Origin of the sequence: Arthrobacter sp. LAPM80 (genome assembly GCF_046736435.1) — a bacterium.
In the GTDB taxonomy this organism is placed as follows: Bacteria; Actinomycetota; Actinomycetes; order Actinomycetales; family Micrococcaceae; genus Specibacter.
On the sequence record NZ_JBCHVD010000029.1, the window covers coordinates 1 to 21,644 of the forward strand.

Annotated in this window: 21 protein-coding genes; 9 read left to right on the plus strand and 12 right to left on the minus strand. The window is 59.7% G+C overall.

Annotation, left to right across the window (positions count from 1 at the left end):
• Positions 1-8: 8 nt before the first annotated feature.
• The 6 genes from AAGW05_RS17685 to nhaA all read right to left on the minus strand — a co-directional run bounded on the left by AAGW05_RS17685 (position 9) and on the right by nhaA (position 6,173).
• The gene (locus tag AAGW05_RS17685) at positions 9-1,154 is read right to left on the minus strand and encodes a mannose-1-phosphate guanylyltransferase (RefSeq protein ID WP_411805877.1); all 1,146 of its coding nucleotides are present in this window, start codon (positions 1,152-1,154) and stop codon (positions 9-11) included.
• A gap of 101 nt (positions 1,155-1,255) precedes the next feature.
• Positions 1,256-1,831: a low molecular weight phosphatase family protein gene (locus AAGW05_RS17690; RefSeq protein ID WP_411805878.1), complete on the minus strand. Its 576-nt coding sequence runs from the start codon at positions 1,829-1,831 to the stop codon at positions 1,256-1,258.
• A 67-nt stretch (positions 1,832-1,898) separates the two neighbouring features.
• Entirely contained in the window at positions 1,899-2,363 is a 465-nt protein-coding gene (locus tag AAGW05_RS17695) for a VanZ family protein (RefSeq protein WP_411805879.1), read from the minus strand.
• Positions 2,364-2,372: 9 nt separating this feature from the next.
• Positions 2,373-2,741: a hypothetical protein gene (locus AAGW05_RS17700; protein ID WP_411805880.1), complete on the minus strand. Its 369-nt coding sequence runs from the start codon at positions 2,739-2,741 to the stop codon at positions 2,373-2,375.
• Between the two features lie 324 nt (positions 2,742-3,065).
• Entirely contained in the window at positions 3,066-4,781 is a 1,716-nt protein-coding gene (locus tag AAGW05_RS17705) for an ATP-binding protein (RefSeq protein WP_411805881.1), read from the minus strand.
• Positions 4,782-4,874: 93 nt separating this feature from the next.
• Positions 4,875-6,173, minus strand: coding sequence for a Na+/H+ antiporter NhaA (gene nhaA, locus AAGW05_RS17710; protein WP_411805882.1), 1,299 nt, complete (start codon positions 6,171-6,173; stop codon positions 4,875-4,877).
• Between nhaA and AAGW05_RS17715 the strand changes: the two genes are divergently transcribed.
• Positions 6,166-6,537, plus strand: a complete 372-nt coding sequence (locus tag AAGW05_RS17715; RefSeq protein WP_411805883.1) for a hypothetical protein — start codon at positions 6,166-6,168, stop codon at positions 6,535-6,537. The two genes, nhaA and AAGW05_RS17715, sit on opposite strands and share 8 nt — an antisense overlap.
• 105 nt (positions 6,538-6,642) lie before the next feature.
• On the opposite strand, the gene AAGW05_RS17720 is transcribed toward AAGW05_RS17715, so the two are convergent.
• Positions 6,643-7,023 (minus strand): Hpt domain-containing protein, encoded by a 381-nt coding sequence (locus AAGW05_RS17720; protein WP_411805884.1) that lies wholly within the window; start codon positions 7,021-7,023, stop codon positions 6,643-6,645.
• A 262-nt stretch (positions 7,024-7,285) separates the two neighbouring features.
• Between AAGW05_RS17720 and AAGW05_RS17725 the strand changes: the two genes are divergently transcribed.
• The 5 genes from AAGW05_RS17725 to AAGW05_RS17745 all read left to right on the plus strand — a co-directional run bounded on the left by AAGW05_RS17725 (position 7,286) and on the right by AAGW05_RS17745 (position 10,950).
• The gene (locus AAGW05_RS17725) at positions 7,286-7,828 is read left to right on the plus strand and encodes an alternate-type signal peptide domain-containing protein (RefSeq protein WP_411805885.1); all 543 of its coding nucleotides are present in this window, start codon (positions 7,286-7,288) and stop codon (positions 7,826-7,828) included.
• Between the two features lie 74 nt (positions 7,829-7,902).
• Positions 7,903-8,496, plus strand: a complete 594-nt coding sequence (locus AAGW05_RS17730; protein ID WP_411805886.1) for a hypothetical protein — start codon at positions 7,903-7,905, stop codon at positions 8,494-8,496.
• An 11-nt stretch (positions 8,497-8,507) separates the two neighbouring features.
• Positions 8,508-9,119 carry a signal peptidase I gene (locus AAGW05_RS17735; protein WP_411805887.1) on the plus strand — a complete coding sequence of 204 codons (612 nt, stop codon included), beginning with the start codon at positions 8,508-8,510 and terminating at the stop codon, positions 9,117-9,119.
• Between the two features lie 80 nt (positions 9,120-9,199).
• On the plus strand, positions 9,200-9,994 hold the full coding sequence (locus AAGW05_RS17740; RefSeq protein WP_411805888.1) for a hypothetical protein: 795 nt from the start codon (positions 9,200-9,202) through the stop codon (positions 9,992-9,994).
• Positions 9,991-10,950, plus strand: a complete 960-nt coding sequence (locus tag AAGW05_RS17745; RefSeq protein WP_411805889.1) for a hypothetical protein — start codon at positions 9,991-9,993, stop codon at positions 10,948-10,950. The genes AAGW05_RS17740 and AAGW05_RS17745 overlap by 4 nt, the downstream gene beginning before the upstream one ends.
• A gap of 25 nt (positions 10,951-10,975) precedes the next feature.
• Here the strand turns inward: AAGW05_RS17745 and AAGW05_RS17750 are convergent, their stop codons facing one another.
• Positions 10,976-12,655, minus strand: coding sequence for a sensor histidine kinase (locus AAGW05_RS17750; RefSeq protein ID WP_411805890.1), 1,680 nt, complete (start codon positions 12,653-12,655; stop codon positions 10,976-10,978).
• 215 nt (positions 12,656-12,870) lie between these two features.
• Between AAGW05_RS17750 and AAGW05_RS17755 the strand changes: the two genes are divergently transcribed.
• A complete protein-coding gene (locus AAGW05_RS17755) occupies positions 12,871-13,698 on the plus strand; it encodes a response regulator transcription factor (RefSeq protein ID WP_411805891.1) in 828 nt (275 codons plus the stop codon).
• A gap of 27 nt (positions 13,699-13,725) precedes the next feature.
• Here the strand turns inward: AAGW05_RS17755 and AAGW05_RS17760 are convergent, their stop codons facing one another.
• Entirely contained in the window at positions 13,726-14,226 is a 501-nt protein-coding gene (locus AAGW05_RS17760) for a DUF2505 domain-containing protein (protein ID WP_411805892.1), read from the minus strand.
• Positions 14,227-14,410: 184 nt separating this feature from the next.
• On the opposite strand from AAGW05_RS17760, the gene mfd reads away from it, so the two are divergent.
• Positions 14,411-18,064 (plus strand): transcription-repair coupling factor, encoded by a 3,654-nt coding sequence (gene mfd, locus AAGW05_RS17765; RefSeq protein WP_411805893.1) that lies wholly within the window; start codon positions 14,411-14,413, stop codon positions 18,062-18,064.
• Positions 18,065-18,439: 375 nt separating this feature from the next.
• Here the strand turns inward: mfd and AAGW05_RS17770 are convergent, their stop codons facing one another.
• Together AAGW05_RS17770 and deoC are read right to left on the minus strand one after the other, a co-directional pair.
• Positions 18,440-18,664 (minus strand): hypothetical protein, encoded by a 225-nt coding sequence (locus tag AAGW05_RS17770; protein WP_411805894.1) that lies wholly within the window; start codon positions 18,662-18,664, stop codon positions 18,440-18,442.
• A gap of 83 nt (positions 18,665-18,747) precedes the next feature.
• Positions 18,748-19,455, minus strand: a complete 708-nt coding sequence (deoC, locus tag AAGW05_RS17775; RefSeq protein ID WP_411805895.1) for a deoxyribose-phosphate aldolase — start codon at positions 19,453-19,455, stop codon at positions 18,748-18,750.
• A 409-nt stretch (positions 19,456-19,864) separates the two neighbouring features.
• Between deoC and AAGW05_RS17780 the strand changes: the two genes are divergently transcribed.
• Positions 19,865-21,199, plus strand: a complete 1,335-nt coding sequence (locus AAGW05_RS17780; RefSeq protein ID WP_411805896.1) for a hypothetical protein — start codon at positions 19,865-19,867, stop codon at positions 21,197-21,199.
• A 17-nt stretch (positions 21,200-21,216) separates the two neighbouring features.
• Here the strand turns inward: AAGW05_RS17780 and AAGW05_RS17785 are convergent.
• Positions 21,217-21,644, minus strand: a 428-nt coding sequence (locus AAGW05_RS17785; protein WP_411805897.1) for a hypothetical protein, incomplete at its 5' end; no start/stop codon positions are given.

Consider the following 21,644-nt stretch of genomic DNA (forward strand, 5'->3'; position numbering starts at 1 on the left):
TGACGGGATTAGAGAACATCGGTGTCACCTTTGGCTTTTAGACCGTCGACGGCCATTTTTACAAACTGGGCATGGGCGCGGGTAGTGACCAGCAGAGCGTCGGGGGTGTCCACAACAACCACGTCCTGGATGCCGACCAGGGCTATGACGCGCTTGGTGTCGGAAACTACGATGCCGCTGCTGTCTTCGGTGAAGACCCGTGCACCCTCCCCGATAACCTTTACGTCTTTGACCTCCTTGGCATTGCTCAAGCGCGCGATTGCGGCAAAGTCACCGACGACATCCCAACTGAAATCTGCCGGGATGACCGCCACGTCACCTGCATCAGCTGCCGGTTCCGCCACGGCATAGTCAATGGCGATCTTGGGCAGGGTGGGCCACACACGATTTTTCACAGCGACACGGTCCGGGGTGTCCCAGGCCTGCGCAATTTCCATCAGCCCTTCGTACAAGGCCGGCTGATTGGCTTTGAGGTGGCGCAGTATGAGTTCCACCGGGGCCACGAACATGCCGGCGTTCCAGTTGTATTCACCGCTGGCAAGGTACTGCTCGGCGATTTCCGCAGAAGGCTTTTCCACGAACTTTGACACGATCCGGGCGCTCGGGGCGCCGGGAATGTTAAGGGGTGCGCCCGTCCGGATGTAGCCAAATCCGGTTGAGGCGTGGGTGGGCTTGAGGCCGATGGTGACGATCTTTCCGGAGGCTGCCGTGTAGACGGCTTCACGGACGGCATCCTGGAATTTCCCTACAGGGCTGATCACCTGGTCCGCGGCAAAGGAACCCATGATGGTGTCCGGGGCGCGCAGGAACAAAATGGCTGCCGCAAGCCCGATCGCGGCACCGGAATCCTTCGGCTCGGTTTCCAGCACCAGGTTCTCATCAGCAACTTCAGGCAGTTGCCGGCAGACTGCCTCCCGGTGCGCATCCCCAGTCACCAGCAAAACTTTGCTGCCACTCAGCGGCTCAAGCCGGTCATACGTGGCACGAATCAACGTGCTGCCGCTACCGGTCAGGTCATGCAGGAACTTCGGTGCCGCAGCACGGGACAACGGCCACAACCTGGTCCCCACCCCACCTGCCGGAATCACAGCAACGAACCTATCGAGCTCGGTGATATTGGGCGCAGGGGAGTCATGGAAAATATTCGAAGGCATACTTGCAACTCTAGTCAATGCCGCACGAAGACTTGAATTTGATTTCGCATCTGTGCTTGTGCAGCAGAGTGGCTCCAAGTGTTCCGCACTGTATAGGGCTTCTAGTGGTGTGACTTCTCCCATGCGATAAGTTCTTGTACCGCCGGCACCAATTGCTGGCGCATCTGTTCAAAGACCTGGTCGCCGCGGCGGTACGGGTCGACCACATCATCGTCTTCGGCTGTTGCCCTGTGCAGCGTTCGGGCACGCATGGCCAAGGGAATGGCCAGCTCCCAACGTTCAGCCGGGTGGACACCACGGGCCCCATCAATATGGGGGAGGACCCTGGCCAGCTCACGCAGGGTAAACGTCTTTTTTAATAAGGCCGGATGCAGCTCAACAATCCGGCTGCGATGTTCGCGGGTCAGCGCCAGCACCAAGTCCTGTTTGGAGAGAATATCCCGGGTGAGCTGGCGTGCGGCAAATCCTTCCGTAGACGCCCCCGCGACTCGGACAAACCCCTCAATGTGTGGCTCCATAGTGGATCCGACCATGGCCGCAGTGCCGGCGCTTTCAATGGCAAAAACTCCGGGGGCCACCAGATTGAGGTCATTTTGCAGGAGCCGCTCGGCCATGGGGGAGCGGCAAATGTTTCCCGTGCAGACGGTGAGAATCCGAAACGGGGGATTTGTTTTCATGATTCCCAAGATACATGCCCCAGAGGGCCGGTGTTGGACGGGGCGTGGCCCGTAACTGTCGCTCAGGCTACTCCGAACGCTGCTTCTGTTCTGTAGGGAGCATGCTTATGCGTCTTCTATGGCGTTCATGGGCAAGGAGGTAAACCACCGCTCCAACGACAGCGCCAAGAGTATTCGCCAGTACGTCAAGGGCCGAAGCGTATCGTTGGGCTAGGAACAACCCCTGGCATGTTTCAATAAGAACTGACGCTGCAAAGCCCACCAACACTCCGGCCCACGCTCTCTTTGTCCATACCGAGGCAATGATGCCCATGGGGACAAACATGATGATGTTGGCGGAGAATTCGATGGTGTTGTAACCCAGGAACTTCGGCACACCATGGTGGTGCATCCACGCAATAAAGTGATTCAGGATCCCGGCTGCCGGGCGGTCAACCGGGGTGGGCCAGAAGACTATGAGAGCCAGGGCCACCAGGTACGCGGCCATGAGGCACAGGGATAGTCGGTGGAGAGTCTGGTTCGTGGGGTTCACAGCACAACGTTACGCCACATTGACGTATGACTGCGTTAATTGATTCGTAGTTTGGTTACCGCAAAGACGCAGCGCAGTGAGTTTCGTGGCGGCTGCAGCGGGCCGCCCACCATCCAGCAAACCGATAATCTCCGTAGTCAGATCTCCCAGACGAGCCGCCCCCACCATCATGCTGGAACTGCGCAAGCTCAAGACGGCGTCCATGGCGTCCTCATAGTGCTTTGCTGCCACTGCATCGTGAATGCGCTCAAAGCGCCCAGGCCACATGTCGATGTAGCGGCAGATAAAGTTGCGGCACAGGATTTGCTCGCCGAAAAGGGAGTCTTCCAATTCATGCAAGGTCTCGGAGCAGACCAGTGGCAATGTGGTAATCGTCATACTCTTCACCTGCCCTGTCCGTCTAAGCTTGGCACCCGTTGGTGGCCTGACTTAACGATAACGCCGGGAATCATACGGTTGGCTGTTTTTCACTGAGAATTCAACGAACCTGACTAAACCTTAAGCAATGGGTTTGGCAGTTGTCATTTACATGGTCCGAAGGGATAGCCTCTTGATCCGAAGGTATGGCGATTGCCATGGATCCACCGTTCGACTTTGGCTGTTCTTAAGGTTTCCTTGAGTCTTTTAATAGGCTGTTTTTTCATCGGGGATCTTCCGGGTTCCATTCTGCTGACCAATGCGGCACTATTCATCGCATGATGCCTACGGTGCATCCTCCAGCGAAAATCCCTCGTTGCGGGTAGTTGTGGCGGTTGACTCAACAGTGGCCAAACACCCCGGCAGCACAAAACTAATGGACGTTCCAACCCCGCGCTCACTGCGCAAGGAAATGGTTCCGCCATGCCTTGTCACAATGGTCTTTGAAATTATCAGACCCAAACCAATCCCAGGGATGGAACGCTGCATTGCAGACTTGGCACGGAAGAATTTGGTGAAAGCCTCCGCTTGTTCCGCGCTGCTCATCCCCATGCCGGTGTCCTGAACCTCGCACGACAAGTCGGACCCTTCTGCCCAGGCTCGCACCGTGACACTACCGCCGTCGGGGGAGTACTTCACGGCGTTGGACACCAGATTGTCCAGCACCTGACCCACCCGGCGTGCGTCGATGAAAGCCACCAAGGGGGTATGCACTTCGGTGGTGAGAACAACGTTGTTGGCGGCGGCGGCCGGAGCTGCCGATCCCACACTGTCAAAGACCAGTTGCGCAGCGTCGGCCCGAGCCACGTTCAGCGTCACCGAGTCGGTGCTGAGTAGGTCCGCAACCAAGGAACTGAGCCGATCCACGTTGCGTGAGGCAATACTTAAGTATGTTTCCACATCCGAAGGCAAATTCGCGGACTCTTCCAATGCCATCTCCAGATAGCCTTGAATAGACGTCAGCGGTGTCCGGAACTCGTGTGAAACATTGGACACGAAGTCATTCTTGGCCTCCAAGGCAGACAACATGTCCGTGATGTCGTGAAAGGCGATCACAGCGCCGTCGAAGTTTCCCTGCGCATCGCGCATAGGGCGTGCTGCCGTGGAAACAGCCCTTGCCGTCTCACCGGTGCCTACCCACAGCTGGTAATTGGTGAATTCCTCAGCTCTGATGGCACGACGAACAGGACGATCTTCAGCGGGCACCGGTGTGACGGAATCCTGATTGAAGACCAGCAGTTCCTTTTCCTCCGGATCGGCAATGTCATCCGGCATGGCATGGCGGTGGAGGAGGCTTTGCGCGGAGTTCATCATCAGGTCATTGCCGTCCGCGTCCACCACGACCACCCCCACGGCTACTGTGTCCAATACCGTTTGCAATAGCTGCTCATGCTGTTGGCTGTCCGCCAGGACCTTTCGCAGCAGCTGGTCCTTGTCCTTGAGTGCTTTTCGCTGGATGTTCGCCGTGTGGGTCATGACGACCACTGTGGTGGCGAAGGCAAAGATCACTAGTGGGAAAAGCAGCGGCTTGGCCAGTTGCTCCAGGGTGAAACCGCTGGGGGAGGTCAAGACGGGAAGCCACACAACGAGCAAGGCGGTGATGACACTGACTACGACTGCCGTGCGTCTGGCCAGTCCGGCTGCACCCAGCCAAAAGACGGGGAAGAAGTACAGCAGACCAACAGCGGTGAGAAACTGCTGGTTGCCGGCGCGAAGCAGGCCAATAGCCAAGAAATCCAAATAAGGAATGAGGAGGAATGAGCCCCGCGGCATCTTGCCCCAAGGAACGGCCAAAGCCGCAAGGAACAAGAATGCGTGCAATACCAGGGACGCAATGAACAACGGTTCATGGAACGAAGCCGGATAAAAGGCCATCGCAATCAACACGATGACCACCATGATTGAGGACAAGGGCAACTGGGTCAGGAAAACCCGCTTGCGCAACCCCTGCAGGCGGAAGAAATCACTGCCGGAAACATCCTTGGAACCAGGGTGGGTCATGTTTGCTTGAATCCTTTAATGGTGTCGCACAGCAGGGCCGGACCTAAGGTGTCATTTCGGCAAATATACACGGGCCGCTGGCACGGCCGTTCACTAGCTCAGGTATATGTCGGGAGTGCCGTCGCCGTCGTCGTCGCGGGTTTCCAGCTCGGCCAGAGTCCGGTAATGCCGGTTCCGCACACGCAAGACCACGGAGGCCAATAGGGCAGCCACAACCGAGCCGGCCAGGATGGCGACCTTGGCGTGGTCGTAGTGCGCGGCGTCGCTGCCGAAACTGAGCTCGCTGATCAGTAAGGAGACAGTGAAACCCACACCGGCCAATAGTGCCAAACCGGCCACATCCACCCAGGCCAGTCCGTCGTCGAGCTCTGCCTTGGTGGTCTTGGTGACGATCCACGTGGAGCCGAAGACGCCAATGAACTTGCCCACCACCAGTGCCAACACGATGCCAATGGCGACGGTGTCAGAGAACGCACTCTTGAGGCCCGCGAGCCCACCCACAGCAACTCCGGCTGAGAAGAACGCAAAAAGGGGCACGGCCAGCCCTGCCGAAACTGGGCGCATGAGGTGTTCAAAATGTTCGGCCAAACCCGGTCCTGCCTCCGGACCGCCCCGCTTGGCGCTGCGCATCACTGGCACGGCAAAGCCCAGCAGGACCCCGGCCACCGTGGCATGGATGCCCGAGGCATGCACCAGAGCCCACGTGGCGGCCGCCAATGGAATGAGCAGGTACCAGGAGCGGATGCGCTTTTGCACCAGCCAGGTGAAGGCCAGTAAAGGCACCACAGCCAGGGCTAGGTACTGGAAATGCATGTCCCCGGGATAGAACACGGCAATGATGGCGATCGCAATGAGATCATCCACCACAGCAAGGGTGAGCAGGAAGGTACGCAGTGCGCTGGGCAGGTGGGTGCTGATGACAGCCAGGACCGCCAAAGCGAAGGCAATGTCAGTGGCGGTGGGGATGGCCCAACCCCTGAGCACGTCTGGACCGGCTGAGATGTTCACGACCACGAAGATCAAGGCAGGGAGTATGACGCCGCCAACAGCGGCCGCAATGGGCACCACAGCCTTGGCCGGATTACGCAGATCGCCAGCCACAAACTCGCGCTTGAGCTCAAGTCCTGCCACAAAGAAGAAGATCGCCAGCAGGCCGTCGGCCGCCCACGTGCCCAAGCTCAGGTTCAAATGCAAGGACTCGGGGCCGATGCGGAAGTCGCGTAGGTCAAAGTAGCCGCTCGCCCAGGGGGAGTTGGCCCAGATCAGTGCGAGAACGGTCGCCGCCAGCAGCAGCGCGCCGCCAACGGTTTCGGAACGCAGAATTTGGCTGATGCGCACCGATTCGGCGTAGCTGCCTCGAGTGAAAATGCGGCGGGGTGAATTCATGACCATGGAAGTCTGCCTTCTAACGTTGGGCAATGTTCAAGGGAACAATTGGGTTCGACTATTGCATTGCCGACCAGACTTCCCGGCGCACCTGAACATCACTTTACCGGCTGAGGGCCGAACTGGACGATTCCAGCTGGAACCTTTGGGGGAATTCTTCCAGCAGCCACTCACGCAGGTCCGGACCGAGGCCTTCGCTTTCGCAGGCCAAGGTCAGTACGGACTCCAGGTAGCTGAGCTGAATTTCATGACCTCTTCCAGGAAGGGGGTTTTCCACCACGTCAAAGACGGTCAGGTGCAGTACTTAGCGGCCAATGACGGCGCGTCCTCCGCGGCGGGCTTTTCCAGCAACTGGTTGACGCGGGCGTAGTGGATTTCCCTGGCTCGGTAACGTGCTGGATGGCTGGCAGGAACCGGGTTCCCAAACCAGCCGCAGGATTGCAATGGCAGCTTGGCACGAAAATATGCTCTGGGACTAGTCTTGCCGTAAGTAAGACAGGGAGAGTTGGTCCATTGTTTGCTTTCCGCAGTGGTTCAGTTCCTCCAGCATCGACGCGGCCTTGAGGTAGTGCCCTATCGTCAGCAGGTGGGCAATTTCGGCTGACAGCGCGCTCAACCGGGGAGAACCTGCCATGGAACTGGAGGAGTGTATGCTCAGCGCCGCATCTGCGGCATTCGCCCAATCGCCGTGGCTGACGTCCTGGGTAAGCCGTTCGATACGCTGCGGCCACATCTGCACAAAACTGCAGACAAAGTTGGCCGACAGCGTCTTCTGCCCCTGCAGCGAATCTTCCAAGGCCTGCAGTGCTGCCAAGTCCACCAAGGGGAATTTGTTGTGATTCACGGCAGCCTCCATTTCCCGAGCACCTAATGACGGTCTTGCTTGGGGCACCTGCCTGCAACAGTACCGTGGTCTGTTCCCGTCAAGACATACTTTTGAACATTTCTTTGCCCTAACTGTGGCTGTTCTTGAGCTTTTCTTGAGTCTTGGGTTTTTCTTGCGTTTTTCTTCGTAGGATCTTCTAGGTTTCCAGTGCTGTTTCTTGATGTTGGGGCGGCATTGTTGTTCCTACCGGCAGGAATGCTTGCTGGGAAGAACATGAACAAGGGGTCTGGAAATGAACAAGATGGCTAAAGGCGCGATTGCAACCGGTGTTGGAATTATTCTGCTGGCAGGTGGCGGCGGAACCTTGGCCACCTGGAACCAGGCCAGCAATGCTTCCATGGGTTCTGTAGTTTCCGGTGATTTGAACCTGGTGGCCGGCGCCGGAGTCTGGAAGAACGCTTCCGGGACCGTGATCCCGGTCATCGCCGATTACAAGGTGGTTCCGGGAGACACCTTGACCTACACGCAGCCCATGACGGTAACCCTCACCGGTGACCTCATGGTTGCCAAGCTGGCCGTGACCGGCGCAGGCGTTGACAAGGGCTTTGGCACCAATGCAGTGGCCACCGCCACCACATTGACAAATGCGGGCAACAATAAGGTCGTGGCCGCTGATGACCTGAAGCCTGCCAATTCCGGCCAGGTTGTTGCCTCCACCACATTCACGTTCAATCAATCCACCTCAGGCCGCACCGCCACCAACAGCAGCTACGATTTCAGTGGCATTGGCTACAGCCTTGTCCAGCAGGCGCCCGTGAACAGCAACGGCAAATAAGTCTCACACTTTGCAGATCCCGGTGGTGTGCCGTGCCCACCCAGCACACCACCACCCCGCCGACGGAAGTAGCCATGAAAAGCACCCGAGCGCTGAAAGCAACCGGCCTTGTGCTGCTTGCCGTGCTGCTGGGAATGCTCACCGTCCAAGGAAGCTACGCACTCTGGAACAAATCCGTTGGGGCCAATGCTGGAACAGTCCAGGCGGCTGATTTTGCGATCAGCCTCACCGACACAGACACCAACGTCAAAACCAACATGACCCTTGCCAACGGAAACTCCGCGGCACTTTCGCTGAGCACCACGGCCGCTGGAGTGGTCATCCCCGGACAAAGTACCTACGCAGGGGTCGAGTTGCAAAACATTACCGACGCTGGGGGAACATTTACTGTGGGGGCAAGCACGGGCGCCCCCATCATCGACAACAACGCAGGGTCTCCGCTGGCGCAGTACTTGGCGCTGAAGGTGGTCGCGGCAACGTCGCTGTCCCAATGCCAGCAAGCCGGGCTGTTCACAACAGCATCTGCCTCCGGTACGGCGGCACTGCAGATCACCAAGGGCGGCACAGGGGTGTTCTGTTTCCAGCTCACCCTTGCAGACACCATGCCGTCCAGCCTTGCCGGTCAGAGCGCCCGGGTAGCCGTCCCGATCATCGTCAATCAACTCTAAGAGGGAACACCATGTCTGTCATCAGCCACGCCAAGGCCTCCGTTGAGCGCACCAGTGCGGCAACAGCCCCTGAACGCCGCCCAGGCGGGATGCTGCGCACGGTTGGGCGCGCGATGGCCTATGTGCTGTTGCTCATCGCCGCACTTGTTGCCTTGGTGATGATTGTTGTTCCGATGGCCACTGGCTCCCATACCTACACCGTTCTCACCAATTCCATGGCCCCGAAATATGCTCCCGGGACTTTCTTGGTGGTCAAGCCGACACCGTTCGCCCAGCTCAAGGTGGGAGACATCATCACCTACCAGATTGAATCCGGCAAAGCCGGTGTCATCTCCCACCGGATCACGGCCGTGGCAGCCACACAAAGCGGCGCACGAGTTCTGACCACCCAGGGTGACAACAACTCCTTGGCGGACGCGAATCCAGTCCAGGAGATGCAGGTTCAAGGCAAGCTTTTCTATGCTGTGCCGTATGTGGGCTTTGTGGCCAATGCCGTGGGTCAATACCGGGACTCTTTTGTGCCCATCCTCGCCGCCGGTTTCATTGGATTTGGAGCGCTGGGTATGGTCAAGGGATCAATGGAGAAGAAGCGTGCACGGCAGTCGGCACGGCGTAGCCAGTGACCTGCCGCATCCAAGGAATTCTCCCGACGCCCCGCATGAGGATGGCAGCCGCAGTTGCCGCGGGATCCATGATTCTAGGGATGTTCCTGGCCGCACCCGCCGTCGCCGCCGACGGGAAGGAAACCCTGTTGGAGCTTAGCCGCGACGGTGTCAGCTACGCACCGGGGACGCTCCAGAATGTTCTTGACGATTCCCACGGCTATATTCCAGGTGAATCACGAAACGGTAGGCTCTGGGTTCGCAATGCCAGCAAAAATGCAGCGTATATGTCTCTCGCCGTGGTCAGCAAAAAGCAGGGCAGCAGTGCGACACTGCCGGAATACTTGAGCTTGGAAGTCGCCACGGCCAAACGCCGTGCGGCTGCCAAAACTCTGCCCGGGCCGGGACACTGCACCACGGTGTTTGAAAAGTGGACACTGTCCGCCGGAGAATCCCTGCCGCTGGTGCTGAACCTTGCCTTGGCGTTGCAGGCCCCAAATTCCACGAGAAACCAGAATTCAACCTTCGATCTTGTTTTCGTGTTGCAGGGCATCGACGGTGGGCGACCCGTCTCAGGGTGTGCCCCCCTTACAACGGCCAATCCAGGCGGAGCCTCGCTTGCCGTTCTGCCCGTCAGCGGGGGACCGGCGGCAAGAGCTGCCCAACCCGGAAACCTGGAAAACAGTGGCGAATTCGAGGAAAAAATTGCATACGCCGGTACGGAAATGCGTAGCCTGCCAGTGCTTTCCCCTGCACCGCCGCAAAATTGGCCTGTGCCTGAGTTGGAGCACAGTAACGTTGTAGCCAACATCCGCAGCCCCTGGCCCTGGCTCGTTTTTCTCAGTGCCTGTACCTATATGTTGATCTCTTTTGGGAGACGGAGAAGGACTCGATGAGCCAGCAGGAACCCCAGGGAGCACCTCAGAAGCCCGGCAAGCGTACGGTCCGCCGTGGCCTGCGCCAACTTCCGGGATTCACAACGGCCGCCATTGCCTTCCTTGTGGTTGTCCTACTGGCCGGCGGCGGAATCGCGGTTGCCCAGTGGAATCAAAGCGCCACGGCCGTCTTTAGCATCACCGCCGGAGCGGCTCCAGTCCCGACGCCGACGCCGACACCCCCACCGACCGTGCCACCGGCCGCATCTGGGAATGTTGTTGCGGCACCTGTCATGGACATCCGGCCGTCGGTGATGTCAGCACGGCAAATCACCTGCGCTCCGGTCAAGGAACCTGCCCAGGCCGTGAAAGACTCGACTGCCGCCTTTAATTTCTCGTGGGCCCCTGCTGGCAGCACCACCAGCTATGTCACGTCCCTGACGTTCAGCGGCAAAGGGTCCAGCTACCAGCAGAGCCAAAGCGTGACCGGCAACCAGGCACTGTATACGCTGGCCAACAGCGCGGCCGCGTTTGGGCTCTACATCTTACGGATCCAGCCGATGAATGGCGGTGTAGCCGGGGACCCCATCTATCGAACCTTTCAACACTCCGCCCAGCTGAACGCCAATTGCTACGACGCCAGCCCCGATGGACAGTCCCCGTTGGGGTCCTTCACGGCCAATGCGGCAGCCAGTGAAAATTTCCTCACCCTCAGCTGGACAACTGCAGCCAAGGCCACCAGCTATGTGGTCAGCATCGAACAAAATGACGGCACTTATGGTGCCGAGCTGATCGTCACAACGCTTGGAACAAAGCTGACTTTCCCGCCACGATCCCAAAACGGACAGGTCATCAAACGAGCCCCCTACTACGGAAACTACACATTGCGCATTCTGCCGATGAATGGGCCTCAAGCCGGCGACCCGGTCTATAAGACCGTTCAATACCAGCCCTATTCGTTCATCACCTGGGACTAGGCTGCCCTGTAATGGGCGGTGGTCCTTAAAAAGCGGCCGCATTGGCTGAATAGGAGGCGATGACACAGCCGGGAATGACGAAGCTCATGGTGGTTCCCACGCCCTGGCGGCTCTGAAGGGCCATGGTGCCACCATGACTTTCAACAATGGATTTGGAAATCATCAATCCCAAGCCAATGCCGGGAATCTGACGGTCCACTGCTGTTCCAGCCCTAAAGAACTTTTGAAAAACCCCTGCCTGCTCGGAAGCGCTCATCCCGATCCCGGTGTCCGTGACCTCGCAGTGCAAATCGGTGCCATCAGCCCACGCACGCACTGTGAGTGTGCCGCCATCGGGGGAGTACTTCACGGCATTGGAAACGAGGTTGTCGAGCACCTGGCTGATGCGCACGCCGTCGACCATGGCCATCAGCGGTTCCTGTGATGTGCCCTCCACCACCACCGCATTGGCCACGCACGCCGGGGTTGCCGAGACAATGCAGTCTGATAAAAGCTGGGCCACATTGTTGGGGGCACGGTCCACGGTAATTGACGCCGTCGTCAGCAAGTCAGAGACGAGCCCACTGAGACGTTCCGCGTTACGATCGGCAATGGCCAGGTACCTTCCAACTTCCCTTGGCTGCAGGCCAGGCGTTTCCCTGGCAAGTTCCAAGTATGACTGGATGGCTGTCAGCGGCGTGCGGAACTCGTGGGAAACATTGGCCACGAAATCGTCCTTGGCCGCCAAGGCGTTGACCATGTCGGTGACGTCGTGGAAGGCAACGACGGCACCGTCAAAGGCGCCCTCATCATCGAGGATGGCGCGCGCTGTGGTTGATAGCGCCCGGGCTTGCTCGCCGGTACCGATCCAGACTTGATAATTGGTGAAGGACTCGCCGTTGATGGCACGGCGAACGGGCCTGGCATCCGGGGCTAGCCAACTGCGGTCGGGGTTGAAGAGCAGGAGCTCCTTTTCCTCGGGGTCCTGGTTATTCGGTGGCACACCCAGCGTGTGAAGGTCCTGCTGTGTTGAGTTCATCAGGCGGTCATGGCCGGCGGAGTCCACCACCACCACGCCGACGCCCACGGTGTCCACGATGGTCTCCATGAGCCGCTCGCGCTGCTGACTTTCTTTCAGGGCGGTTCGCAACAGCTGGTCCTTGGCCACCAGCGCTGCACGCTGCTCCTCCATGCTGGAGGTCAGGACAACTACCGCAATGGCAAAGGCCAGCATCATGAACGGGAACAGCAGCGGCTTGACCAAGTCCTGCACGGTGGGGGTACCGGGGGCTTGGAGTACATTGCTCCAGACGATGAGCCAGCTCGCCAGGGTGCTGGCAATGATGGCGGTCTTGGGCGCGAACCCGGAGGCGCAGAGCCAAAAGATGGGGAAAAGGATCAGTATGGCGCTGGAGGACAACAATGCCTGGGCGCCGTCGCGAAAGAGCGCAACGGCCACAAAATCCAGGTAGGGGATTACCAGCAATGTGGCTGGCGGCAACTTTTTCCACGGGAGAACCAGGCACGCCAAGAACAGCAGCCCATTGAGCAACCACCCGATCAGGAGCACGGTTTCTCTGAGCAGGGCCGGGTTCAGGATCGCTATCAGCAGCAAAGCCAACGTCATGGTGAGAAAGAAAGGCAATTGGGACAGGACCACCCGCGTTCGCAGCGATCGCTGATAAAGGTGCCGGCCAATGAACTGGTTTGCAGGGGATTCAGACACGATTGCTTCCGTTGTTGACTCTATAAACAATTCGACGCACTGTTCACCGTGTGCATTGGTGGTGTGGCCCACATAAAATTGACCAAAACATAGGGAAATAACCGCTGGTGACCGCTAATGATGATGCCATACTAGAGGGATAAGAGTGCTGGGGCCCAAAAAACGTCGTCACCGGCAGGATTTCTCACGGTCTTAGTAAGTTTAATGGGGTAAAAATGGACAATTCTCGCGTGGCAGTCGTCGTTGAAGATGACCAGGATATTCGGGAACTTGTCAGTGTGATCCTGAACCAGTCAGGGTTTGAGGTTCACTCCGCGAGCACCGGCGCCGATGGTGTGGCGGCAATACGGGAGCATAATCCAGCCATTGTCACCCTTGATCTGGGACTGCCGGACATTGACGGTTTTGAAGTGGCCCGCCGCGTCCGGCTCTTCAGCGACGCCTACATCATCATGCTCACGGGACGCGCCGATGAGATGGACACCTTGCTGGGATTGGAAACAGGCGCGGACGACTACCTCACCAAACCGTTCCGGCCCCGTGAACTGAGGGCACGTATCAGCGCCATGATGCGCCGCCCCAGGGTTTCCTTCGAGAGCCCTGCGGCAGTCCGGGAAAGCGCCATGGAAATACATAACAGTGTCATGCCAAGCCCCGCTACCGGCGAAACTGAGCCTGACAGGGAAGCAGAGCCTTCCCCCACGGCGACGGAAACCGTCTCCCAGCCCGCAAGCCTCGACGGGCTGGTCGTCAACAATGATGACCGCACTGTGGAGGTAGACGGAAACGAACTGGAATTAACGCGCACAGAGTTTGACCTGCTTCACGCCCTCGTGGAAAGCGGCAAACAGGTGCGCACCAAATCGGATCTGGTGCGCCGGCTTCGCGGAGAGGACTACGACGTGGGCAGTTACATCAGTGACGCCGACGAACGGACCATTGAGGTGCACATGGCCAATCTGCGCCGCAAAATAGGGGACAACCCACGGGACCCGCGCTGGATCAAGACCGTACGGGGCGTGGGCTACCGCCTGGTGCACTAAGCATTGGTGCACCAGGCTTGGACGGCCCTAGGAGTGCGTGTTCAGCCATTCCTGGGCAAGGGTTGCCTGCAGGTTCAGCGCGCGGCCAATGACGGGCTCGGCGGCCGATGCGATCTTTGCACCCAGGAACGGAATCCCCGAGGTGACCTCGCCTGTCAGCTCCACCACCGTGGAAGCGCCGTCGGCCGTCAGCGTCTGCACGGCCGAGACATCCACGGGGGCCTTGGCCACGGAGAGTTTGATGGTGTTGGTGCGTGAACCGTCGGCCGCGGGTGCGTCCCAGGATTCGTCCTGGGTGACTGTCAGCGAATCGCCAACAAACTTCTTGACGATGTCAGGCATCCGGGTGGTGGGAAGAGTCCGCACGGTCCTGGTGGTGAACGCGGCGCTGGTGGGGCCGCTGATGGTGAATGACTTCAACTCCCCTCCCACAGTTTCGCTGACATGCTTGATGAAGTCTTCGTTGGTGAAGACATCGGTCACGTTCTGGGCCGGGGCCGAAAGCGTCGTTGAGGCGGCAAGCGCCATGGTTCCTCCAAGATAGGGGGGGGTGTGTGGGGCAGATCCTAGGATACCAAGGCCTGCCAGCCGCGAGTAAGCTTGACACAGCCCCGGAGCTTCCAGCGAAATTCGGGATCTTCGTGCTGTCTTCGGAACGGCACATCACGTACTTTAGCGGCGTCCGCCGCCACGCGCCAAGGAGAAAACACGCATGAGTCTTGCAGGGTTGCGGACAGCGCTCGCAGAGGATCCAAGCTTCGCCCGGGTGCGCGGCTTTGCGGCGGCCGACCCGCTCACGCGCAGCATCGACGTCGCCTTCAGTGCACCCACCGGCATGCGGGCCGTGCTCCTGGCCGAGACCGCAGACGGCTTGGCTGAGCGTGCCGCCGCCGCATCCGCCAGGCCCGGCGTGGTCCTTGCCGTCACCGCAACCGGCCGCGAGGCCGAGGACACCGTTGCCGCCCTGCGCTCCTACCTGCCGGCGGACGCCGTGGCTGAGTTCCCCAGCTGGGAAACCCTGCCGCACGAACGCCTCTCCCCGCGCTCGGACACCGTGGGGCGCCGTCTTGCCGTGTTGCGCCGGCTGGCACATCCCGAGCACGACGCCGGATCCGCGCTCCGGGTGATCGTGGCGCCCATCCGGGCGGTGGTCCAGCCGCTCGTGGCAGGCCTGGGCGAGCTGGTTCCGGTCCACGTGAAGGTGGGGGAGGAGATTCCCTTCGCCGAACTCATCAAGGGACTGGCCGACGCGGCCTACGCCCGTGTTGACATGGTCACCCGCCGCGGCGAATTTGCCGTCCGCGGCGGCATCCTGGACGTTTTCTCACCCACCGAAAACCACCCCGTCCGGATCGAGTTCTTTGGCGACGAGGTGGACGCCATGCGGTGGTTCAGTGTGGCCGACCAGCGCACGCTAACCTCGCTCAAGGGTGATATTACCCACCCCACCGAGCTGTACGCGCCGCCGTGCCGGGAAATCCTGATCACCCCCACCGTCATGGGCCGTGCCGCCAAACTCAAGGACAGCATGCCGGCAGCTGCTGCCATGCTGGAGAAAATTGCCGGAGGCATTGCTGTTGAGGGTATGGAGTCCCTTGCCCCGGCCCTGGTTGACGGCATGGTGCCGCTCACCTCGCTCCTGCCCGCGGCCTCCATCACTGTGGTCCTGGACCCCGAGAAGGTCAGCGCCCGCGCCCACGATTTGGAATCCACCAACGAGGAGTTCCTCGAAGCCGCCTGGTCCACGGCGTCCGACGGCGGCAACGCACCGTTGGACCTGGCCAATGCGGCGCTGGCGGGCGGGGGAATGGACCTGGCAGCAGCCGGGTTCAAGTCTCTGGCCGAAACCCGCGCGACGGCGCTGGAGTGTGGCGTGAGCTGGTGGACCATGAGCTCCCTGGCCCAGGATGAGGAGCTTGGCACCTCAACCGACGTGCTGAACCTGCACGCCCGCGAACCGCGCGGTTACCGCGGTGACGTAGCGGAAATGATGGAATTCATCGGTTCGCGCGTCAAGGATCAGTGGCGGATTGTGGTGGCCACCCAGGGGCCCGGCCCGGCCCAGCGCCTGGCCGAGCTATTCCACGAAGCCAACATCCCGGCGTCGCGCGTTGACTCCCTTGACGCGGAACCCCAGCCGGGCATCATCGAGGTGACAACGGCTGACACCGGCCGCGGCTTCGTGCTTGATTCGCTGAAACTGGGTCTGCTCACCGAGGCCGACTTGCTGGGCCGGGCCTCTGTCGTCTCCACCCGCGACATGCGCAAGATGCCCTCCAAACGCAGGAACGCCGTCGATCCGCTCCAGCTGGAGGCGGGGGACTATGTGGTCCACGAGCAGCACGGCGTGGGTAAATTTGTGGAGTTGATCCAGCGCAAGGTGACAGGTGCCGGCGTCGGCGGTGCGGCCGGTCTGCGAGAATACCTGGTGTTGGAATATGCGCCGTCCAAGCGGGGCGGGGCCGGCGACAGGCTGTTTGTGCCCACGGACCAGCTGGACCAGGTGACAGCGTACGTTGGCGGTGACTCGCCGGCGCTCTCCAAGATGGGCGGCTCGGATTGGGCCGCGACCAAGTCCAAGGCCCGCAAGGCCGTGAAAGAGATCGCCGGTGAACTGATCCGGCTCTACTCGGCGCGCATGGCCTCCAAGGGGCACGCCTTCGGACCGGACACCCCGTGGCAGGCCGAGCTGGAGGAGGCCTTCCCGTATGTTGAGACGCCTGACCAGCTGGTGGCTATCAACGAGGTCAAGGCCGACATGGAAAAGGAAGTCCCCATGGACAGGCTGATTTCCGGCGATGTGGGCTACGGCAAGACCGAAATTGCCGTCCGTGCAGCGTTCAAAGCGGTCCAGGACGGCAAGCAGGTGGCGGTGTTGGTGCCGACGACCCTTCTGGCGCAGCAGCACTACGAGACGTTCAACGAGCGTTTTTCCGGATTTCCGGTGCGGGTCCGGCCGTTGTCGCGCTTCCAGAGCGCCAAGGAGTCAAAGGAAATCGTCGAGGGTGTGAAAACCGGGACGGTGGATGTTGTCATTGGCACTCACCGCCTGCTCTCCAAGGACTTCGCGTTCAAGGACCTGGGCTTGGTCATTGTCGATGAGGAACAGCGCTTCGGTGTTGAGCACAAGGAAGCGTTGAAGAAGATGCGCACCAACGTTGATGTGCTGGCCATGAGTGCCACACCCATCCCGCGCACCCTTGAGATGTCAATGACGGGTATCCGTGAAACCTCCACGCTGGCCACCCCGCCCGAGGAGCGCCACCCGGTGCTGACCTATGTTGGGGCGCACAGCGACAAGCAGGTGGGTGCCGCGATCCGCCGCGAGCTGATGCGCGAGGGCCAGGTCTTTTACGTGCACAACCGGGTCAAGTCCATTGAGCGGACAGCGGCACACATCCAGCAGCTGGTGCCCGATGCCCGCGTGGCCGTGGCTCACGGGCAGATGTCCGAGTCCCGGCTGGAACAAATCATTGTTGATTTCTGGGAAAAGCGCTTCGACGTGCTGGTGTGCACCACCATCATTGAAACGGGGCTGGACATCTCCAACGCCAACACGCTGATCGTGGAGCAGGCCAACAACTACGGCCTCTCCCAGCTGCACCAGCTGCGTGGGCGTGTGGGCCGTGGCCGTGAGCGGGCCTACGCATACTTCCTGTACCCGGCAGATATACCGCTCGGTGAGGTTGCCTTGGAGCGTCTGAAAGCTGTGGCGGCCCACAATGAGCTCGGCGCGGGTATGGCCCTAGCCATGAAGGACCTTGAGATCCGCGGTGCCGGAAACCTGCTGGGTGGGGAACAGTCGGGCCACATCCAGGGTGTGGGCTTTGACTTGTACATCCGTCTGGTGGGTGAGGCCGTGGCTGATTACCGCGGAGAGGGTGAAGAGCGGGCGGCTGAGATGAAGATTGAGCTGCCGGTCAACGCCCACCTGCCGCATGACTACGTGCCGGGGGAGCGGTTGCGCCTTGAGGCCTACAGGAAGCTGGCGGCGGCCGTCACCATCGAGGCCATTGAAGAGGTGCAGGAGGAACTCATCGACAGGTACGGCGAGTTGCCCCCCGCCGCCGTTAATCTCATCGCCGTGGCGCACTTTAAGGTCCTCGCACGGGCTGCGGGGCTTTCCGACGTGGCCCTGCAGGGCAACTTCATCAAGTTCGCTCCCGCTGACCTGCCCGAATCCAAGGTCATGCGCCTGACCCGCATGTATCCGGGGTCCATGGTGAAGCCGGCCCTGAACTCGGTGTTGATTCCCAAGCCCAAGACCGCCCGCATTGGCGGGCGTGACCTGGCCGACGCCGAGGTGCTCAGGTGGGCCCAGGGCGTCCTGGAGGCGATCTTCGAAACGGTGCCGGCAACAAAGTAGCGGCAAGCCAGCGAAACAGGCCAGGCGGTGGCGTCAATGGTTCCGGTCACTTTTGTGACGCGGTTCACTTTGGTATGCACCCGAGAATTGGTAGGCTCCTGCACAACTGTTCTTTTGGCTAGGAGACACATTGCCCCGTGGTACGGATTTCAGACAGAGGTATATTCACCGGGAGGTCCGCCGACGGCGCATCGCCATCATCGGGTACGTTGCACTGTCGGTGCTGGCCATCGCTGCGTTCTCTGTTGTTGGATACGCGCTGATGACGTAGCCACGCTATCCTCGCGGCGCAGGGCTTAAATAAATGACCCGCAACAGTGGTCGAAAACTAGCTAGTTTTCGACCATAATTGCGGGTCATTTGTCAAAAGAAGTGTTACTCACCGGCGGAGTCGGACCGGGCGATGATTGTCATCGGAACAAAGAACGCCAGGGCGCACAGGCCGATGCCGGCGATGGCAGGGCCGAATGCGTGTGCAAAGCTCTCAAGGCTCCAGAAGGAGAAGGAGAAAATTCCGCCAAGGAACAAGGCTAAGAAGATGACGAACAAAATGACGGACTGCACAGTGCTGTGTTCGCCACGGTAACTGCTGTTGGACACGGTTCCTCCTTGCCCCAAGGTGGGGATCTGGGTGAAGGCGCCGTACGTGCGGCGCGATGATCTACCCACGATCTTAGTACGGATTAGTACGAAGACGTGCCTGCGGCGCCGCTGACGATGGCAATGCCTGAGCTGGTGCCAATCCGGGTTGCCCCGGCTGCGATCATCTCGAGCGCCTTTTCCTGCGTGCGCACCCCGCCGGAGGCCTTCACACCGATGTCGGGTCCAACGGTTGCGCGCATGAGGGCAACGTCGGCCGCCGTCGCGCCGCCGCCATTGAACCCCGTGGAGGTCTTGACGAAATCTGCCCCGGCTTCCACCGCCGCCTCGCAGGCCAGGACCTTTTCGCTGTCGCTCAAAAGGGACGTTTCAATGATGACCTTCAAAAGGGAATCCTCGGCGTGGACAACCTCTGCGACTGCCGAAATGTCGCTGATAAGGGCTTCCTTGTCCAAGGCGCGGGCGGAGGCGATGTTGATGACCATGTCAATCTCGTCGGCCCCGTCCATGGTTGCGCCGCGTGCTTCAAAGACCTTCACGTCGGTGTTGTGGGTGCCCAGAGGGAAGCCGATGACAGTGCACGTCAGGACTCCTGTTCCGAGCAGCGCCTTCTTGACCGTTTCAACCCAGACGGGGTTGACGCAGACCGCCTTGAAGTGGTGTTCGGCGGCTTCTTTGCACAGGCGCAGGATGTCTGCCCGGCTGGCATCCGGGGCCAGCAGCGTGTGGTCGATGTACTGGGCGAGATTGGCCGGGGCACTCTCGGCCGTGAAGGGTTTCTCGTGTGTCATGGTGCGTACCTTCCCTCGTGTGAATGTTTATCACCATGGTGCCACACCGTTGCACTCACGCAGCTACGCACTTGCGCCGAAGCATTCAGGCGGTGGCGCCGCAGTAGCGCAGTTCTGCCATCGCCGGACTGGCGACCCCGCGGGTAGAGATTGCGGCCAGGAGGAGGGGCTTCACATGCACGCCGTTGCCGAAGGCGAACATGGTGACGAGACCGGTCCTGTAACCGATTAGGGACTGTGTGGCGGCCTTGCTTCCACCGAGACTCTCTCTTTGGTGTGAAAGTGACTGACCATCAAACGTGCAAGGGGATGTGTGGAACCGTTTCGGATGGGGCACTTAACCGGATTTATTTGTAACTCGCACTCGACGGTAGACTAGCGAGGATTCTGGTCACGTTGTAGGGGGAACATGGTAACGCTGGTAGGCCTTATTTTTGTCACGGCGGGAGCGTTGGCACTGATCGTCAAGCGATCCCTATTCCTATATGTACTCGCTGCATCAGCCCCGTTCCTGACGACGGCTGCGATAAAATTTGGCGACAACAGCGCTTCGCCATTCTTTGTACTAGCAATCCCTGCAACTCTCATTGCAGTGACCAGGTTGATCATGCGAGGTAGCTGGGCTGGCCAATCAATCACCCGCCCCCTTGCGCTCTTGGTTGCCTACAGTGCCATCATCAGTGCGGTTGGCCCCACCTTTTTCGCCGATATAGCAGTGCTCGTGCCCCGTGAAGGTATCGATTCTCAAATCGATGACCCGGGCACCCTCAGCTACAACCTGTCAATGTTCGCGCAGCTAGGTTACTTAGTTCTGGCCGCCGGCGTCGTCCTCTACTTCATCCAGGAGAGTACGGTAAAGCGGGGCGTGCTCGGCTTTGCGTTCTTTGTCGGCATTTTGCTCAATACTGCTGAGCTCGCAGCGGACGGGTGGGGGCTTTTTACTTGGCCCGATGAGGTGTTCAACAATTACGGAACACTCATGTACTGGGAATCACACTACGGCGAGATCACGCGCCACCGCGGTATCTTCTCGGAGCCGTCATATTTGGCTGTTTTTTGCATCTCTGCAATTACATATTTTGCCACGATTCTGCGCAAGTTGAGTGGCTGGCGGGTCATGTTTTCATTGTCCATGATTGCTGCTGCCCTCCTGAACTTGGCAGTTTCATATGCTGGAACAGCTATCGCTGGTGGCGCCATCGTCCTCGCCATATTTTTGGGGCGGTACATGTACCGCTTCATCTCCGGACGCGGGACGCTGCACCCTGCCATTCTCTTGGGCATGCTCGGTGGCGTGGCCGTGATCATCGGTTACGCCCCACTGCTGGCTGCGATCCGTGAGATGACGACCGATAAAGCGGACAGTCTTTCATTCTTGCACCGGAGCGCCTCCGATCTTTTCTCAATCGACCTCTGGTTGCAGTCCTTTACTTTCGGGGTCGGCATTGGAGCTAACCGCCCGTCGAGCTTTATTACGATGATGCTGAGCTGTGTCGGGATCGTCGGGACGGCAGCATTTTTCGTCATGCTATACCGCATATCCAAACCTATCCACAGGGTGGCCTACTGGTCTCCATGCATCGGTGCGCTGGTAGCTATCATCGTGTGCAAGGCGATCTCCGATCCGGGCTTGGCGAACCCCATGATGTGGTTGACAGTTGCAGTTTGCGCGCACGGCGCAGGGCAGGCGCTCTTGAAGGATAGTGCCAAGGCTCCTGCCCTGCCGGCCAACGCCAGAAAGTGACGTTACAGAACGTCCTCCTACTGGCCGATAGCGGTGTAGAAAATGGCTAGTTCGGCACCGTAGTTGTGGCTGATTGTGAGGTCGTTCAACATGTCTGCTTGCGTGTTGGTGGTCGGGATGGTCAGTGTAATGACCGACCCGCTGGCGCCCGGATGGGAAGCAATGACCGTTACGGTGCCCAGCGCGGCCCCGATCCGACTGTATGCAGCGACCAGCATGGGCGCGTCGGTGGCGCCCCCTCTTACGCTTAGGATTCCAGAGCGTGGCATCCCCGAAACGATGGTGTCTGTCAGTGATGCTGCGAGGAATGTTTTGTGTTTCAGGGAGATCCCGTCCCCTACGCCTTCGTTGTGGCGTATTTCTCCGTAGCTAATGGTTGTACGGCTTCCACCGTCCGGGTTCACCCAATCGGTGGCATTGTTACCGTAGACCCCGCCATTGGCGG